19 protein-coding genes are annotated in these 16,756 nt (G+C 66.4%); 9 read left to right on the top strand and 10 right to left on the bottom strand.

Annotated features, from left to right (window positions below; all coding sequences use genetic code 11):
* Positions 1-619 (bottom strand): hypothetical protein (locus tag AX692_RS03680; RefSeq protein WP_155646253.1); only part of this gene is annotated, 619 nt, incomplete at its 3' end.
* A 676-nt stretch (positions 620-1,295) separates the two neighbouring features.
* Complete coding sequence (locus AX692_RS19475; protein WP_155644956.1) at positions 1,296-1,502, bottom strand: hypothetical protein; 207 nt, start codon at positions 1,500-1,502, stop codon at positions 1,296-1,298.
* Positions 1,503-1,744: 242 nt separating this feature from the next.
* Here AX692_RS19475 and AX692_RS03675 point away from each other — a divergent pair, with 242 nt between their 5' ends.
* The 3 genes from AX692_RS03675 to AX692_RS03665 are packed head-to-tail and all read left to right on the top strand — an operon-like array spanning position 1,745 to position 4,164.
* Positions 1,745-2,218 (top strand): DUF302 domain-containing protein, encoded by a 474-nt coding sequence (locus AX692_RS03675; RefSeq protein ID WP_196490060.1) that lies wholly within the window; start codon positions 1,745-1,747, stop codon positions 2,216-2,218.
* Between the two features lie 26 nt (positions 2,219-2,244).
* Positions 2,245-3,225 (top strand): YeeE/YedE thiosulfate transporter family protein, encoded by a 981-nt coding sequence (locus AX692_RS03670; protein WP_073975995.1) that lies wholly within the window; start codon positions 2,245-2,247, stop codon positions 3,223-3,225.
* A 42-nt stretch (positions 3,226-3,267) separates the two neighbouring features.
* Complete coding sequence (locus AX692_RS03665; RefSeq protein WP_073975994.1) at positions 3,268-4,164, top strand: LysR family transcriptional regulator; 897 nt, start codon at positions 3,268-3,270, stop codon at positions 4,162-4,164.
* 39 nt (positions 4,165-4,203) lie between these two features.
* On the opposite strand, the gene AX692_RS03660 is transcribed toward AX692_RS03665, so the two are convergent.
* The 4 genes from AX692_RS03660 to AX692_RS03645 are packed head-to-tail and all read right to left on the bottom strand — an operon-like array spanning position 4,204 to position 8,235.
* Positions 4,204-4,905 carry a peroxiredoxin-like family protein gene (locus AX692_RS03660; protein ID WP_073975993.1) on the bottom strand — a complete coding sequence of 234 codons (702 nt, stop codon included), beginning with the start codon at positions 4,903-4,905 and terminating at the stop codon, positions 4,204-4,206.
* 58 nt (positions 4,906-4,963) lie between these two features.
* Positions 4,964-6,103 carry a patatin-like phospholipase family protein gene (locus AX692_RS03655; protein ID WP_073975992.1) on the bottom strand — a complete coding sequence of 380 codons (1,140 nt, stop codon included), beginning with the start codon at positions 6,101-6,103 and terminating at the stop codon, positions 4,964-4,966.
* The gene (locus tag AX692_RS03650) at positions 6,087-7,412 is read right to left on the bottom strand and encodes an NAD(P)/FAD-dependent oxidoreductase (protein WP_081095117.1); all 1,326 of its coding nucleotides are present in this window, start codon (positions 7,410-7,412) and stop codon (positions 6,087-6,089) included. Before AX692_RS03650 ends, AX692_RS03655 begins: the two co-directional genes overlap by 17 nt.
* A gap of 1 nt (position 7,413) precedes the next feature.
* Positions 7,414-8,235, bottom strand: a complete 822-nt coding sequence (locus AX692_RS03645) for a 3-hydroxybutyrate dehydrogenase (RefSeq protein WP_073975991.1) — start codon at positions 8,233-8,235, stop codon at positions 7,414-7,416.
* 247 nt (positions 8,236-8,482) lie between these two features.
* Between AX692_RS03645 and AX692_RS03640 the strand changes: the two genes are divergently transcribed.
* From AX692_RS03640 to AX692_RS03620, 5 genes are all read left to right on the top strand, one after another.
* Complete coding sequence (locus AX692_RS03640) at positions 8,483-8,935, top strand: cupin domain-containing protein (RefSeq protein WP_073976005.1); 453 nt, start codon at positions 8,483-8,485, stop codon at positions 8,933-8,935.
* Between the two features lie 138 nt (positions 8,936-9,073).
* Positions 9,074-9,352, top strand: a complete 279-nt coding sequence (locus AX692_RS03635; RefSeq protein WP_073976004.1) for a DUF2282 domain-containing protein — start codon at positions 9,074-9,076, stop codon at positions 9,350-9,352.
* A 31-nt stretch (positions 9,353-9,383) separates the two neighbouring features.
* Positions 9,384-10,220: a DUF692 domain-containing protein gene (locus AX692_RS03630; protein ID WP_073975990.1), complete on the top strand. Its 837-nt coding sequence runs from the start codon at positions 9,384-9,386 to the stop codon at positions 10,218-10,220.
* A complete protein-coding gene (locus AX692_RS03625) occupies positions 10,213-10,938 on the top strand; it encodes a DNA-binding domain-containing protein (protein ID WP_073975989.1) in 726 nt (241 codons plus the stop codon). Before AX692_RS03630 ends, AX692_RS03625 begins: the two co-directional genes overlap by 8 nt.
* A gap of 63 nt (positions 10,939-11,001) precedes the next feature.
* A complete protein-coding gene (locus tag AX692_RS03620; RefSeq protein ID WP_073976003.1) occupies positions 11,002-11,433 on the top strand; it encodes a DoxX family protein in 432 nt (143 codons plus the stop codon).
* Between the two features lie 353 nt (positions 11,434-11,786).
* Here AX692_RS03620 and AX692_RS03615 read toward each other — a convergent pair whose 3' ends face one another.
* From AX692_RS03615 to coxB, 3 genes are read right to left on the bottom strand one after another with little or no spacing between them, the layout of a single operon-like run.
* Positions 11,787-12,425 carry a retropepsin-like aspartic protease family protein gene (locus tag AX692_RS03615; RefSeq protein ID WP_196490062.1) on the bottom strand — a complete coding sequence of 213 codons (639 nt, stop codon included), beginning with the start codon at positions 12,423-12,425 and terminating at the stop codon, positions 11,787-11,789.
* Between the two features lie 34 nt (positions 12,426-12,459).
* Positions 12,460-14,976: a cytochrome c oxidase subunit I gene (ctaD, locus tag AX692_RS03610; protein WP_073977004.1), complete on the bottom strand. Its 2,517-nt coding sequence runs from the start codon at positions 14,974-14,976 to the stop codon at positions 12,460-12,462.
* Entirely contained in the window at positions 14,973-15,728 is a 756-nt protein-coding gene (gene coxB, locus AX692_RS03605) for a cytochrome c oxidase subunit II (protein WP_073975387.1), read from the bottom strand. The genes ctaD and coxB overlap by 4 nt, the downstream gene beginning before the upstream one ends.
* Positions 15,729-15,785: 57 nt before the next feature.
* Here coxB and AX692_RS03600 point away from each other — a divergent pair, with 57 nt between their 5' ends.
* Positions 15,786-16,301 carry a DUF2231 domain-containing protein gene (locus AX692_RS03600; protein WP_073975388.1) on the top strand — a complete coding sequence of 172 codons (516 nt, stop codon included), beginning with the start codon at positions 15,786-15,788 and terminating at the stop codon, positions 16,299-16,301.
* On the opposite strand, the gene AX692_RS03595 is transcribed toward AX692_RS03600, so the two are convergent.
* Complete coding sequence (locus AX692_RS03595; RefSeq protein ID WP_073975389.1) at positions 16,243-16,755, bottom strand: CopD family protein; 513 nt, start codon at positions 16,753-16,755, stop codon at positions 16,243-16,245. The two genes, AX692_RS03600 and AX692_RS03595, sit on opposite strands and share 59 nt — an antisense overlap.
* Between the last annotated feature and the right edge of the window lies 1 nt (position 16,756).

The following is a 16,756-nucleotide window of genomic DNA, read 5'->3' as shown; positions in this document are numbered from 1 at the left end:
GGGGCGAGCCGGTCTCCGCCATCGCATAGGCGGCGATTTCGCCGACCGGCAGCGCGCCGGTGGTCTCGCTCGCAAGGTCGAGGCGGGCGACCGCGCGCACCCGGCGCTGGAGGCCGAACCACACCAGGATCAGCGACAGCAGGATCATGTAGGTGCCGCGCCGGCCGAAGCGGTAGAGTTCGACATCGAGGCCGATCCAGTCGAGCCATGCCCCGGCAGCGAGATAGCTCACGCTCAGCAGGGCGGCGACGATCGCCATGCCCGACCACCCCCAGCGCACCGTGGCGGTCAGGATGATGAAGATGAAGGACGACAGGAACGGGCTGGTGAAATCGGTCGACCCGCTTTCGGTGAGGTAGATCGCGATCAGGAACACCGCCCAGTCGAGCACCAGCGCCGGGAGCCGCAGCGTGACGTCGAGCCACCAGCTGTTCCAGACCGCCGCCAGCAGCGCGAGCGAGAGCGCCGCATAGCCGGAGAGGACGACAAGGCCCTCGGCCGGATTGCGCACCGGCTGATCGGGATCGGCGTGGAGGACAAGCAGGAACACCAGGGCAAGCCCAAGCCTGCACAGCGCGATGGCTCGGCCCGAATGGTAGTCGAGAATGCGCTTCAGCATGCCCTCGTTTCAAGCCCCGTTGGCCGGCGTCCTGCCACGCGCCCGGCGTTTCCTCATGCGCTTCAAGCACAAAGCGCAAGGGTTTTGAAGTGGGCCGCCGAACGCCACGCGCCCGCCGCCGGGGCGAGATCGACCAAGGGTTCAGGGGAACTGGCTGGGGCGGAAGGATACCTAGCCAGGAATGGAAGAACCGCCTAAATCAAAAAGGTTTTCTGATCGGAGAACCCGGTCTGGCATCACGCAATGGTACCTCGTCAGGGAGCCACGACGGGAGACCCTGACCCTGTCACGCGTCCCGAACATCACGCGCAGGAACGGGACTTGGCATTATCGCCGGTTGGTCCGATTGGGTTCCGACAACCCGTTCCGCATAAGCAGCCCTATCGCCTGACTGGGTCATGAGACCGAAGTGGGGAACCGGCTCCACAATGCCACAACATTGCGTGGCACGGGCGGTGAGGCCCTGCTTGTCTGTCGAGCGAAGGGCATATCCGATGAGGGAATTGGTTACTTGTAACGGATGAGGCCCCTGCAAAGGTTGCGCTTGATCGAAGGCAGGGGGCAACGCGGGCGGACGAGTTGCCCCGCCCGGACATCGGTGTCGCCCCTTGAGGCTATTCCGCAGGCATCTTGCGCTTCGAGACTGCTTTATCAGTCATTTGCCACTTTGCACCCTTCAGTCGCATCCCCGATCGAATGACAAATCGGCAAGGACACCCCGTCTTGCGGTTTCCTTCACGGCGAACGCGCGCTTCTCCGGCAACACAAAATATGCCGCGAGTTCGGGGCGCAGGCTGCCTTTGGCCGGGATATGCGGGCCGGTCTTCTTTGCCGGTCCGGCTGGGCAGGACGTTCCTGCCGCAATTACGGTTCGCATCGTCATGGCAATCTCCTCTCGGTTCGAGGCCCTCACTCTGCCCCTCCGATGTCCGCATAGAAAATGCCGGGATTGCATCGGATCGATGCAGCCGGAACGGCGCCGCCGCGCCGTGATGTGCATCCGTCATGGATTCCATTCGCCAACTGCATTTGAGCCAGCCGCGGCAGAATGACAAAAACCGGACATCAAATCATTCCGGAAGGGAACTCCATATGCCCCCAAAATTTCGCGCAATTCTTGCGCTCGTGACTGCCGCGATTGTCGCCGTCCCGGGGGCCGTTGCTGCCCAGACGCAAGAGGGCGGCGCCACCCGGATGGTGGCCCCGGCGGCCGGCGTCGTACGCCTGAAGAGCGCCAACAGCTTCGACGAGACGCTGGTCCGGCTCAAGGCGGATGTCCAGGCCAAGGGCATTCGCTTCTTCGACGCGATCGACCAGTCGGGCCTTGGCGCGCAGGCCGATCTCAAGACGGCACGCTCCACGCTGGTGCTGTTCGGCAACCCGCCGCTCGGTGTGCAGTTCCTGCAATCGAACCCCTATGCCGGACTCGACTGGCCGGTGCGGATGCTGGTGCTCGAGGAGGCTGACGGCAGCGTCTGGGTGGCGTGGACGGATTTTGCCTACATCGCCGATCGCTATGCGATCACCGACAAGGGCCCGCAGTTCAAGATGGCGAGCGAAGTCGCTCTGTCCATCGCCAGCGCCGCCACCGGGCGCTGAGCTGCTCGGGTGAGGAGGGGGCTGGCATGGCTGGCGGCGTGATCGACCCGGACCATCCCGCGATCCTGGCGGTCGCGATATGCTGCGCCGCGATGATGGGCTTCTCGATCCAGCGCGGCGGGACCTGCATGGTCGCGGCGGTCCGCCAGTTGCTTGACGAAGGACGCGGCGGACGCGCGCTTGCGCTGCTCGAATGCAGCTTGTGGGTGGCGGCGCTGGGTCTGGCGGCAACTGCTGCCGGACTGGGCTTCAATGCCAGTCCGAGCTACCCGGCGGGCGCAACGGTGATGCTGGGAGGGGCGATGCTCGGGCTCGGGGCATGGCTCAACGGTGCCTGTGTCTTCGGCGCGATTGCGCGGATCGGCAACCGCGAGCTTCACTTCCTGCTGACCCCGCCGGGCTTCTTTCTCGGCAGCCTGCTCCACGCCGCACTGGCGGGGCCGGTGGTCAAGGGCATCTCCCCTGCGCCGGTCTCTGGCCCGGCAATCGCCGCGCTGCTGGTGCTGTTTGCCGGCAGCCTGCTGGTCAGCTTGCGCGAATGCCGCGAGGTCCGCCGCTCCCGATTGCCGATCGGCACGCTGTGGAACCACCGCCACGCCACCATCGCGATCGGCGTCGCCTTTGTCGCTCTGGTCGTGGTGGCGGGGCCCTGGACATACACCGAGGCGCTGACGCGGTCGGCCCATGGGACCGGGTTGCCCGGGATCGACAATGTCCTGCTTTTGCTTGCATTGCTTGGCGGCGCTGTTCTGGGAGGTTGGCGATCGGCAACCGCTTTCCAGTTCTTGCCGCGGCGCGCAGCCACCTGCCTTGCAGGCGGGGCGCTGATGGGGCTCGGCAGCGCGCTGATCCCCGGCGGCAACGACAACCTGATCCTTGCCGGCTTGCCCTGGCTGCAGCCGCACGCCTGGCTTGCGATCGCTACCATGGCGCTCACCATTGCAGCAGGCTTGCTCGCGAGTGCGGAATTGCGCAAAAGACGACTCATAGGGTCGATTGCTCGCTAGGGTGAATTCCGTTCAAGGATACCGCTCGGGGGAGGCGGCACTATGGAAATGCAGCAGGTCCGCTATTTTCTGGCAGTAGCGAAAACACTCAACTTCACGCGCGCGGCCGAGGCATGCAACGTCACCCAGCCCGCGCTGACCCGCGCGATCAAGCAGCTCGAGCAGGAACTGGGCGGCGAATTGATCCGCCGCGAAGGGCGCCTCAGTCACCTGACCGATCTTGGGGCAAGGATGCTGCCGCCGCTGACCCAATGTTATGAAAGCGCGCAGGGCGCCAAGGCGCTCGCCGCCAAGGTCAGGGCCGGGGACATCTCGAGCCTGTCGATCGGCGTGTCGCAGACCCTTGATGTCGAAGTCCTGCTGTTCGCCCTGTCCGAGCTGCAGCGCGCCTTTCCCGGGCTCCAGCTCGTGATCCGGCGCGGCGGCGGCAAGGACATCGCCGAATGGCTGAAGGCCGGCGACATCGAGATCGCATTCGGCGGACCGCTCGGCGACAATTGGGACCGGCTCAATGCCTGGCCCATGTTCAGCGAATCCTTCGATCTCGTGATCGCCAATGATCACACCCTTTCGACCATTAACGACGTCGATCTGCAGGTCGAACTGTTGCAGCGCTCGCGACTGCTGGTTCACGCGCTGGAAGATGGTGCCGAGATCAATGCGGCCTCGCTCGAGGCATGGGGGATGCGGTTCGACGACGCCCACCAGGTCAACTGCAACCGCGATCTTGAAGCCCTTGTCGAGGCCAAGTTCGGTGTCGCAATCCTGCCGCGCAGCAGCTTCCGCTCGAGCGGGCTGAGGCACATGCCTTGCCCGGGGATCGATCTGCGGCGGACGGTTGCCGTCTATTCGATCGCCGGCCGTGCCCGCTCGCGCGAGGCGGCCGCGCTGCTGGGGCTGGTCCGGGCTGCGGATTGGGAAGCGCGCCTCGCCAAATGATAGCGGGGCAGCCGGCAAAGCAAGCCGGCGCTCGAACCTTCAATCCGCCAGAGCCCGCACGCCGGCGACGATCGAATCCAGCCCCATCCGCCGACGGTAGTCGGGATCGACATGGCGGGTGCGGACGATCCCGTCCCGGTCGAGGATGAAGACCGAGGGCACCGGCAGCAGCCAGCCTGCACCGCCCTGGTAGCCAGGGATATCCCATCCGGCCCCGGCGATCATCGCGGACATCACCTCGTCGACCCAGATCACCAGTCCTGCCGCCAGCGCATAGCCCCCATCAATATCGGTCAGGAACGGAAAGCGGGCACCGGATTCTGCGCGCAACTTGCGCGTATAGGGCTGAAGTTCGGCCGAGATCGCATAAATCCGTGCATCGCCCAACTGGCCCTGAATCTCGGCGAGCCCGACCATGTTGAGGCGGCAATAGGGGCACCAGTGCCCGCGATGAAAGGCCAGAACCGCCGGGCCGCGCTCCAATATCTCATCAAGGCTGATGAGCGTGCCGTCCTGATCGGGCATCGTGAAACCCGGCATGAGGTCGCCGACCTGGGGCGCTCCGGTCCCCGCGCGCGCGGCTTCAAGCCGGCCAACGAAGGTGTCGACCGCATCGGCGAACTCCGGACTGCGCAGACGCACTTCTTCGGCAATTGCACGAAGGCGGTCACTCAGCGGCCAATCCTTGCTCCGGACTTTCTGGAACGTGTCGTCGAGCGCTGCAATCAAGGGATGGGTCATGTCCGACTCCTGCAGACCCGCCTTCTAGCAGATCGCCATGCCATGAATACTGGTGGGTCTATTTGGCGTTATCGCCATGGATCATCTCACCTCCGCAGATCTCGTGCAGGACCAGCCCGTCCAGCGGCCCGCTCCCCCGCCGCCATGGCGCCTGTTCGAGCGCATCGAGCGTGTGGCGATACCCGGCCTCGCGACGCAGACGGATGCCGTCGGGGCTGAAGTCGATATCCTTGGAATGATCCTCGTTATCGAGCGAGGGCGCCAGAAGACGGATCACATCCATCCGGGTGCTGCAACCATAGCTGCGCAGTTCGGCGAGCCGTTCGGGCGATGCAGCACCGTCGGGCACGAGTGCTGCGAGCTCGGTGACCACATGGCGCAAGCGGTGGAGCTGGTGCTGACGCTTGATGTTCTGCGCTGCCCGGCTGGAATACTGAAGGTCCTTCTGGCGGTTCATCACTTGCCAGATCGAGTCGGGTTCGGGTCCGTGCGGGTTCCACAGGTGCACGGCAAAGACCGTCCCGCTCCTGCGCGGATTGTCGTCGAACACCGCTTCGACCGGCGTGTTGGACAGAATTCCGCCATCCCAGTAGAGTTCTCCGTCGATCCGGACCGCCGGAAAGGCAGGGGGCAGCGCGCCCGATGCCAGCACGTGTTCGAGGCAGATCGCCGCATCCCGGCTGTCGAAATAGACCATCTCTGCGGACTGGACCTTGGCTGCGCCGACCGAAAGCCGCATCGGTCCCGAATTGATCCGACCGAAATCGATCAGCTCGCCGAGCAGTTCGCGCAGCGGTTCGACCGAGTAATAGGCCGAGGATTCGGCGCCGAGCGGAAGGAAGGGATTGGCGAAGGCCAGAGGCCGTGGGCGGAAGAAGGATGACAGGCCGCTGGTGATGGTCATCATGTTGCGCATCGGCAGCCCGATCCAGTCGGGCACCGGAAGGCCCATGAACTTGCCGTTCGAGACCCGGCTCCAGAATTCGTCGAGCCGCGCGACCCGCTCGCTCCTGGGCGCGCCGGCGATCAATGCGGCATTGACCGCACCGATCGAGGTGCCGATCACCCAGTCGGGTTCGATGCCCGCCTCGTGCAACGCCTGGTAGACACCGGCCTGATAGGCTCCCAGCGCTCCGCCGCCCTGGAACACCAGGACAATCTGGCCGCGCTCGGCAAGTTCGTCATGCAGCTTGAACATAGCTTTCTCCATCTGTGATGCGCGGGGCTGGGGACGGACCGGTGTGATCGAGATCACCCGTGATCAGCCGGGCGTGGCGGGCGAAGGTAAGGTAATTCCAGATCAGATTGAGGCCAACGACGAAGCGGCTGCGGAACCCGACCAGAAAGTAGACGTGCACGGTCGACCACAGCAGCCATGCCGACATGCCGCGAAGCTTCATGCGGCCCAGATCGGCCACGGCGTGGCTGCGTCCGATCGTCGCGAGGTTGCCGTAGTGGCGGTAACGGAACGGGCGCGTCGGCCGACCTGCGATTTCGGCGATGATCGTCCGGGCGGCATACCGCCCCTGCTGCTTTGCAACCGGCGCGATCCCGGGCAATGGCCGGCCGTCGGCCCCCGTGCAGCTGGCAGTATCGCCGATCACCAAGATGCGGCTCTCGCCTGCCGGGTGGAGCGTGTGGTCGACCTTGACTCGGCCCGCATGGTCCGCCTCGGCGCCAATCCAGCGCGCGGCAGGAGAGCCGACGACCCCGGCGGCCCAGATTGCCGTATGGGTGCGGATGGTCTCCCCTCCGGCAACCACTTTCTCGGCGTCGATGTGATCGACCTCGGTCGACAGGCGCACGTCCACGCCAAGCCGCTCGAGATCGGCGAGCGCCGCGGCGGAAAGCTCCTCGGGAAAGGTCTCGAGCAGGCGCGGCCCCCGGTTGATGAGGATCACCTTCGAGCAATGCGGCGTGATCGATCGGAAATCGCGGCTGACCGATCGATGCGCCAGTTCGGCGATCGCGCCGGCCATCTCGACCCCGGTCGGGCCGCCGCCGATAAGCACAAAGGTCAGCAAGGCCTTGCGCCGGTCAGGCTCGTCTTCGCTTTCGGCGCGTTCCAGCGCCAGCAGCACCTTGCGCCGCACGGCGGTCGCATCCTCGATCGATTTGATGCCGGGCGCATAGGCCGCCCATTCATCGCGCCCGAAATAGCTGTGGCGCGCGCCGGTCGCGATGATCAGCCAGTCATATCCCGCGCGCCTGCCGCTCGCCAGCAGCACCTCGCGCCGGTCACGATCGATCCCGACGACGGTGTCGAGCAACACGCGCACATTGTCCTGACCGGCCAGGATCGAGCGGATCGGCCCGGCAATGTCCGCCGGCGACAGCGCGGCGGTGGCGACCTGATACAGCAGCGGCTGGAACAGATGGTGGTTGCGCTGGTCGATCAGGGTGATCGCAACCGGAGCACTGGCGAGCGCCTGAACCGCAGCAAGCCCGCCGAACCCGGCTCCGATGATAACCACGCGCGATCCGTTCGGCGTAGAGGTGCTGACCATCTTACTGCGCGGTCCATCCGCCGTCGATCGGGATGGCTGCGCCGTTGATCGACGCGGCCAGAGGGCTCGCAAGGAACAGCGCCAGCGCGCCGACTTCCTCGACCGTCGCGAAGCGCTTGCTTGGCTGTGCGGCGAGCAGGACATCCTCGATCACCTGCTTTTCGGTCAGGCCGCGTGCCTTCGCCGTGTCGGCGACCTGATGCTCGACCAGCGGGGTCCAGACATAGCCCGGGCAGATCGCGTTGCAGGTGATGCCTTCGCGCGCAGCTTCGAGCGCAACGGTCTTCGTGAGGCCGAGCACGCCGTGCTTGGCGGCGACGTATGCGCTCTTGTAGGGGGACGCGACCAGCCCGTGGGCCGACGCCACGTTGATGATCCGCCCGGACCGCGCCGCCTTCATCGCGGGCATAGCGGCCCGGATGGTGTGGAACGCCGCGCCAAGGTTCAGCGCCTGGATCGCATCCCAGCGATCGACCGGAAAAGTCTCGATCGGGCTGACGTGCTGGATCCCGGCATTGTTGACCAGAACGTCGATCCGGCCGTGGCGCTGGATCGCACCCTCGACCATCGCCGCGGCGCCCTGGGCGCTCAGGAGGTCGGAGGCATCATGTTCGACAGTGACACCCAGTTCCTGGAGCGAGGCGATCGTCGCGGCGATATCGTCGGGCGATCCGAAACCGTTGAGGATCACATTCGCACCGGCGCCGGCGAGAGCCCGGGCGATGCCGAGCCCGATGCCGCTGGTCGAACCCGTGACAAGCGCCAGCTGGCCTTTGAGCGGACGGGGAGTGGTGACGTGAGAGGCGGTCTGGGGGGAAGTCATGAGGCGATCCTCGATTGAAGTGGCCCTCAGAAACTGCGGAATCCCGCTCGCCAGCTGAAATGCCGATTGGTTTGCCCTTCGATGCAGCGCCGTTATGGCGCGGCTCTCCATGCGCGGTCGGCATGGCTTCGATGCGGCAATCCGATTGGAAAGGAGCGGTCCCCGCGGGGAAACTGGAAGCGTCGAGGGGCAAACTCTCGCCACCCGTTTTCCCTGAGGCCAGACGCCTCGAACAAGGATTGCCATGATGTCCAAGAAGACACTCGTTTCCGCTCTGGTGCTTGCTGCACCCTTCGCCTTTGCCGCTCCGGCCCAGGCTGCCGATTGCCCGCAGGGCATGGAAGTGCCCGCCGCCACCGCTCTGCGCGGCGCGCCGACCATGCCCAAGGACGTGACCGACACCGTGATCGGCTCGATCGACCTGGGCGATGAAATCGGCGTCAAGGGCCGCCTGCTGCGGACCCGCCGCCTCGTCGTCCAGCCCGGCGGCATCGTCCCGATGCACGGCCACAAGGATCGTCCGGCGCTGATCATCACCATCAGCGGCCAGATCACCGAACATCGCAGCAGCTGCGCGGTGCCGATCGTCCACCGCGCCGGCGACATCGCGCGCGAGGCGGACGGGATCTCGCACTGGTGGATCAACGAAGGCACCGAACCCGCCGTGCTGCTCAGCTCGGACGTCTTCCACCAGATGTGATCGTCAAGGCCAGGAACCGGTGCCGGCGCCCTGACCCTTGCGCCGGCATCCGCGGCGTCCTGTCCCAAGCCCCTATCCCCCCGGAGGACAGGACGCCGCCCCGAAAGGGGTCTTGCAACCTATTGAAAGGAAATGACCATGAAGAACCAGACGACCCTCGCCGCGACCGCACTGGCGGCGATGCTGCTGGGCGGCGTGGCCCACGCGGGCCCCGTGCCGCACCAGCCCAACAAGGAAAAGTGCTACGGCATCGCCAAGGCCGGCAAGAACGACTGCGCCGCCGGTCCCGGCACCAGCTGTGCGGGAACCTCGCGCCGCGACTATCAGGGCAATGCCTGGAAGTACGTCGACAAGGGCACCTGCACCAAGATTCGCACGCCCAACGGGACGGGGTCGCTGACCCCCAAGGCCCGCTGAGGCTGCGGCCACCTGGCCAGGTTGACCGGCCATGATTCCGACCGCCGGCGTGGGCCTCAAGGCCAGCCATATCGCCGAGGCCCTGGCCTCGCCGGCGGCGGGATTGTGGTTCGAGGTCCATGCCGAGAACTACATGGTCGCAGGCGGCCCCCGCCTTTCCATGCTCGACGAGGCCCGCGCCGCCCGGCCGCTGTCGCTGCACGGGGTCGGCATGTCGCTCGCGGGCCATGAATTGCCCGATGTCGAGCATCTCGCCGCGTTCAAGGCGCTGATCGGGCGATTCGAGCCGTTCCTGATTTCCGAACATCTTGCCTGGTCGCGGATGGATGGCCGGAGCTACCCCGACCTGCTGCCCTTTCCGCGCACCAGCGAGGCGCTGGAAACCGTCTGCCGCAACATCGATTTCGCGCAGTCCCTGCTGGGCCGGCAGCTGCTGATCGAGAACCCCTCGCATTATCTCGCGCTCGAGGGTCACGAGTGGAGCGAGACCGAATTTCTGGTCGAACTGGCCCGCAGGACCGGCTGCGGCCTGCTGCTCGATCTCAACAACGTCCATGTCAGCGCAGCCAATCTCGGGTTCGATCCCCATGCCTATCTCGCCGCCTTCCCGGGCGCCGCGGTGGGCGAGATCCACATCGCCGGGCACAGTCCCGATGCCGCATTGGATCTGCTGATCGACAGCCATGATGCCCCCGTCGGCGAACCGGTCTGGGGGCTGCTCGAAGGCTTCTTCGCCGCACATGGACCACGCCCGGTGCTGATCGAACGGGATCGCGACGTGCCCCCATTCGCCGCGTTGCTGCGCGAACAACACAGAGCCGCTCAAGCCATCGCGGCCGCCACGATCGAGGAGAGAGACGATGCCTGAGCTTGCCGCCTTCCAGAGGCAATTTGCTGACCAGTTGGCGCAGCCGACGCTCGCCGCCTCACCCGTTCAGGTCTATGTCAACACGGTGTTGCTCGGTGCGCTCGATGCGCTGGCGGCGAATTACCCGGTAACCCGCGAAATCGTCGGCCCGCGCAGCTTCGAGGCGCTGGCGCTTGCCTTCGCGCGCGCCAATCCGCCTCAGGGGCCGGTCCTGGCGCTCTATGGCCAGGAATTCCCCGACTGGCTGGCGCAGCAAGGCGCGAGCCGCGAGCTGCCCTATCTTGTTGATGTCGCTCGCTGCGAGCAACTGCACTGCCAAGCGCTGTTCGCCCCGGATGCGCCCGTGCTCGAAGGCGATGCGCTCGCTGCGCTGACGCCCGAACGGCTGCTGGCGCTGCGGCTGAAGCCCCATCCGGCCACGCGCTTCGGCTGGTTCACGACGCCGGCCATGGCGATCTGGCTGGCCCATCAGCAGGGGCTGGAGGGTGAATTTGCCCCGGAGTGGCGATCAGGAGGCGCCATCTTTGCCCGTCCGGGCGTCGCGGTGTGCGGCCTTGAACTCGATTCCCCCAGCCACCGCCTGCTCGCCGGGATGCGGATGGGAGAAACGCTGGGGGCGGCCGCGCAGGCCGCCGCCTCGCTTTACCCGGATGCCGATATCGGGGCCGGTTTCGGCCGACTTGTCAATTGCGGCGCCTTTGCCGCGCTCGCCAACTGAAAGGATGAAGTGATGCACCCCGCGATGACCGATGCCGCACCAAACTCCGGCGCTACTCCGGCCATGCCGGACAATCCGATCGCGAAGTTCCAGGCCACGCTCGGCACTTTGCTTCCGCTTTCCTTGTTGCTGCTGGTTCAGCGGCTGGGGATCGCCGCGATCTTCTACCAGTCGGCCCGCACCAAGGTGGAGGGGTGGTTCACCATTCCGGAAAGCACCTACGAACTGTTCCGGTTCGAATACGCCCTGCCCTTGATCCCGCCCGAGTTTGCAGCCGTTTCCGCGACTGTGGCCGAACACCTGTTCTCGGTTCTGCTGGTGCTGGGACTCTTCACCCGGTTCTCGGCCCTTGCCCTGCTGACGATGACGCTGGTGATCCAGGTCTTCGTCTACCCCGACGCCTGGCCGACCCATCTGTCGTGGGCTGGCTTGCTGTTGCCGCTCATCGCGATGGGCGGCGGCAAGGTAGCGCTCGACCAGCTGGTTTTCCGCTAGTCGAGCAGCCCTGTGGCCTATCGTCCCTATCCGGACACCGCTGGGGAATGTTCCTGGAGAACAGGCTTGCGGCGCAATCCAAGCGCTGGCCAAGACTCGCCGATCAGGAACAGGCCCCCTAGCTGTGACTATGCCGAGGCTCGCGAATGAATGCGCCTTGTCGGCTCAGGGCAGAAGCAGTCATTCAACATTTCGCTTGCAATCAACCGCTTCGTCCCAGCGCTGGTAGGTCGGCTCCTCGGCGCTGACGAGGAGCCGAGTGCTCAGAAACAGCGCGTCGCGGCATATTCGGCGGTCCGACAGATCCGCCCGGCCGCTGCTCCGGCCTATGGGAACGACTCTGGGTAAAGCCTTCACCTGGTTTGCGGTGCGGCTTCGCACCGTTCCGCGGGCACAGGCGAAGGATCGCGGTCTTCCTTCATCAGATAGAGCATCGGGCGCGGCACATCGATGATGGCGCGGTGTTCTTCCAGGATGTCCTGCCCGATTATGCCCGAAACCTCGCGCCCTGAGGCCTGTCCCAGCACGCCAAGCAGTTGGCCAAGATCGGCTATCAGCACCCGGCGCTGGCGGATGGCGAACTGGCCGAGCGTGAAGCTGTCGACCCGCGCCTGGCGCGCGGTGCCGGAGGCCCCGGAGAAGAGGGCCGGACCTGAGCCGAGCACGCCTCCCCCCTCCGCCGACAGGCCGAACCGTTCGGCCTGCGCTGCATTCACGACCGTGACATTCGCGCCGGTATCGAGCACGAAGTCGCCGGTCACGCCGTTGATCGTCGCTTCGACAAGCTGGTGCCCCGGCCTGACATTGCGCACCGGCACAGCCGCAAAACCGAGCAGGCACAGCGCGTGATCCACCGTTCCTGCCTCTTGCGGGCGGTATTCGACTGGCGCATCATCGGCTGTCGCGAAGGGGCTGGTGCCGACATCGCAGCCTGCCAGCAGGACGAGCGGCAGGGCGGCTTTCGCCATGATCGTCAAGGCACTGGATGGCATCGGGTGCTCCCGGGTTGGTGTTGCTATCATCGCCTCAGGCCGGTGCCAGCCAGGGCGGCAAGTAGGTCGCGATAAGGACAACCGTTCCCGCCGCGCCGACAAACCGGCACCACAGCCGCAGGATTCTCAGCGCGCCGGCTTTGGACGCCGAGACAAAGCCCGCCCGGCATTGCGCGGCGACAAGCATCGCGCCGACGGCGGCCAGCCCGGCATGGAGCGCGGCGAACAGCGACAGGGCCAACACGCAGGCCGCATAGGCATGGCTGCCTGCGGGCGGGGAGAGCCAGAGCGGGATCAGCGCGAAGCCGCTCGCCGCCGCAGCGCCTCCGATTGCGACAACGATCAGGGCCGCGAGGCGCAGCCCCTCGCGCGCCGTACGGTTGGCCTGCACCGCCACCTCTGCCCCCGCCAGCGCTGCCAGACCTGCGAGGATCAGGCCCGCCACGGCAAGATCAGGATCGACCAGCACAGGCGGCCGAACCGGCGCGACCGCCAACAGATAGACATAGCCGAACAACAGCGAGGCGAGCAGCATCGCGTCGAACACCAGCGTGAAGACCATGCCCCACCAGCCCGGTGACTGATCGGCGGCATGGTGTGGCAGCAGGCTTTGCCCCATGCCGATGTCGAGCGGGCGCGGATCATCGCGCGTCCCTGTCATCCACAGCCACCGCAAGGCGGCGGCAAGCAGTGCGAGGGCACCCGCCACCGCTCCCGCATAGAAGCCGAACAGGAAGCACACCGCCGCCCCCACCAGCGCCAGCGCGGCCAGCAGCGGCACAAGGCTGGGCGCGGGGAGGATAATGATGTGCTCAGGCTCCCCCTCCAGCGCCGTCACCGCCAGCGTCTCGCGCCGCCCCGGCGCTGTCGGTTCGGCGAGATAGCCCTGCCCGGCGGCGAGATGCGCGGGAAGTTCCGGGTCGGCTGCAAGCGGATCGCGTGCCGTCACCTGCGGCAGGCTGGCGAAATTGTAGGCCGTCACCGGGGTCGCCATCGCCCATTCGAGCGTTCCGGCCTGCCAGGGGTTGCGCTCCACATGGGGGGCGAACCGCCACTGCACCAGCATGTCGATCAGGATCAGCGCAAAGCCGATCGCCAGAATGAAACTGCCGATCGAGGAGACGAGGTTGGGCACCTCCCACCCCAGCCCCGCGGCATAGGTATAGACCCGGCGCGGCATCCCGAACAATCCGGTCCAGTGCATCACGAAGAAGGTCAGGTTGAACCCGGCGAAGACCGTCCAGAACGCGAGCTTGCCGAGCCCCCGGTCAGACCGCCGCCCGGTGAATTGCGGCGTCCAGTAATACAGCCCCGCGATCACCGGAAACACGAAGCCGCCGACCAGCACGTAATGCAGATGCGCGACCACGAAATGGGTGTCGTGCACCTGCCAGTCGAACGGCACCACCGCCACCATCACCCCCGTCAGCCCGCCGCTGACGAACACGAACAGGAACCCGAACAGCCACAGCATCGGCAGGCTCATCACCGGGCGGCCCTTCAGCAGCGTCGTCAGCCAGGCGAAGACCTGCACCGCGGTGGGGATCACCACCAGCAGGCTCGCCGCCGAGAAGACCGCGAGGCTGAGGTGCGGGATGCCGGTGGTGAACATGTGATGCGCCCACAGGCCGAAGCTGAGCAGCGCCTGCGCGATCAGAGCGGCGATGATCCAGTTGTGGCCCGCCATCGGCCGCCCGCAGAACACCGGCAGGATGGTCGAGACGATCCCGGCAGCGGGCAGGAAGATGATGTAGACCTCGGGGTGGCCGAACAGCCAGAACAGGTGCTGCCACAGCAAGGGGTCGCCGCCGCGCGTGGGATCGAAGAACGGCAGGCCGAAGGCGCGCTCCATCTCCAGCAGGATCGAGCCGAGGATCAGCGGCGGAAACCCGGCCAGCATCATCGCCGCCGTGACCCACAGATACCACGCCAGCAGCGGCATCCGCATCAGCCCCATGCCGGGGGCACGGACCTTGAGCACGGTCACCATGATCTCGACCGCCGCGCATACCGCCGACACCTCGACCACGGTGATCCCCACCAGCCAGATGTCGGCATTGATGCCGGGGGAATAGGGCTTGGAGGACAGCGGCGTGTACATGAACCACCCGCTGTCGGGCGCGACACCCGCCAGCAGCGCAGCGAGCAGGATCAGCCCGCCGAACAGATAGCACCAGTAGCCGAAGGCGCTGAGGCGCGGGAATGCAAGGTCGCGCGCGCCCAGCAGCTTGGGCAGCATGTAGAGCGCAAAGCCTTCGATCAGGGGAATGGCGAAGAGGAACATCATCACCGTGCCGTGCATGGTGAAGACCTGGGCATAGACCTCGGCATCGAGGAACTGCGTCGCCGGCCCCGCCAATTGCGCGCGGATCAGCATGGCGAGCACGCCGCCCACCAGGAAGAACGCTATCGCTGTCAGCATGAAACGCGTGCCGACCACGGTGTGGTTGGTCGCCGCCAGAAAGCCCCACCGACCCGGCGGCGGGGAATAGAGCGGTTGCAGCGCGTAATGCAGTTCGAGCGCGCGGTTGTGCTGCGGCGTGTCCGTCATTCGAGGCCCACCGCTTCGCGCACGGCGTCTGCCCAGTCTGCGATCACCCCGCTCGCCGGGGCGGGGCGCTGGTCGAGCACCGGCAGCGGGTCGGCGGCAGCATCACCCGCAGCAGCGGCGAGCGCAGCGGGGTAATCGGCGGGCGCATGGGCGTGGACACGGAACTGCATGTGCGCATGGCCGGGCCCGCAATACTCCGAGCATTGCCCGTAATAGACCCCCGGCCTGTCCGCCCGCAGCCGCAGGCGGTTGGTCTTGCCCGGCACGGCGTCCATCTTCCCGCCCAGCCGCGGCACCCAGAAGGAATGGATCACGTCCCTGCTGGTGATCGCGACGGTGAATGCGCGGCCCGCCGGAACGTGCAGCACGCCGATGGTTTGCGCGCCGCCCGGATAGGCGAAGCGCCAGCGCCATTGTTCGGCATGAACACGGATGAGTGCGCTCTCGTCGTCCTCGCCCCGCGCCAGCAATTGCTCGCCGCGCAGGAAGGCAAAGCCCATCAGCGCGGTGAGAACAACGCCCGGGAACACCAGCCCCCAGCCCACCAGCACCCGGCGGGTGGAGAAGTGGCGCTCTCGCCCGCTGGTGGCGACGGCGTAGATCGCGATTCCGACCACGCCGCCGAGGATCACGGCTGCGCTCCAAAGCATGATCTGCCACAGTGTTTCGACCCGCGCCGCTGCCGGGCCGGCGGGATCAAGCGCCGACAGCTCGCCCGAACAGGCCGCAAGGGCGATAAGCGGGGGGAACATCGCGGCAGGGCGCGCGGCGCCGATGCAACTTGTGCATCCTTGCCGGGTAAGCCTTGCATGACCCGTCTCGATGAAGCCAGCAACCTTGGCGTGTCCTCGCGCATCGCGCTGGCGGGGCACCCGGTTCACGCCATGCTGGTGACCTTTCCCATCGCGCTGATCGTCGCCACGCTGGGCGCGGACATCTTCTGGTTGCTGCTGGCCGATCCCTTCTTTGCGCGGGTGGGCCTGTGGACCAGCGGCTGGGGCTTTTTCATGGGGATGCTGGCGGCGCTGGCGGGCACGGTCGAGCTGCTCGCCGGGCCCGGCATCCGCCGCCATCCCGCCAGCTGGAGCCACGCGGTCGCCGCCATGTCGCTGCTCGCTGTGATCGGCGCGAACTGGGGCTGGCGACTGCTTCATGGCGAAGCCGCAATCCTGCCGTGGGGCCTGCTGCTGTCGGCAGGCGGTCTCGTGCTGGTCGGGATCGCAGGCTGGCAAGGCGGGCGGCTGGTGTTCGAACATGGCATCGGGATCATTGTCGATGACGGATCGAAGGAAGAGCCGCCACCGGAGCTTCCGCGCGTGACATGACGCCCGGCTCGCGCAGCCAGAGGGGCAGCGCGTCGGCATCCAGCACCGGCTTTGCCAGCACCAGATAAAGCACCGCCGCCGCCGCAGCGATGATCGCGGCGACCATCATCCTGATCCGCAGCGTCGGTGCCTGCGCGCCCTCGTCGGCGAGATGGGTGAGGACATAGGCATATTGGACGTGCACGATCACCAGCACGGTCACCGCAGCCAGCTTGGCGAACATCCACGGATGCAGCGCATCGCTGACGAACAACAGCGCGGTCCCCGCTGCGACGGCGACAAAGGCGGCAGGCGAGACCACGCCCATATAGGCAAACCGGCTCGCCATGCGGATGCGGGCAAAGTCCTGCGCGTCGCGCACCGCCGCGTGCCCGGCCAGCAGCGCGGCGAGATAGAGCAGCCCGGCGATCCAGATGGAGATCCCGGCGATGTGGACGAATTTCAGCCACAGCATC

This window comes from Erythrobacter donghaensis, assembly GCF_001557325.1.
Lineage (GTDB): Bacteria > Pseudomonadota > Alphaproteobacteria > Sphingomonadales > Sphingomonadaceae > Erythrobacter > Erythrobacter donghaensis_B.
The sequence above is the reverse complement of the archived record's forward strand: the minus strand, read 5'-3'. Positions and strand labels throughout refer to the sequence as shown.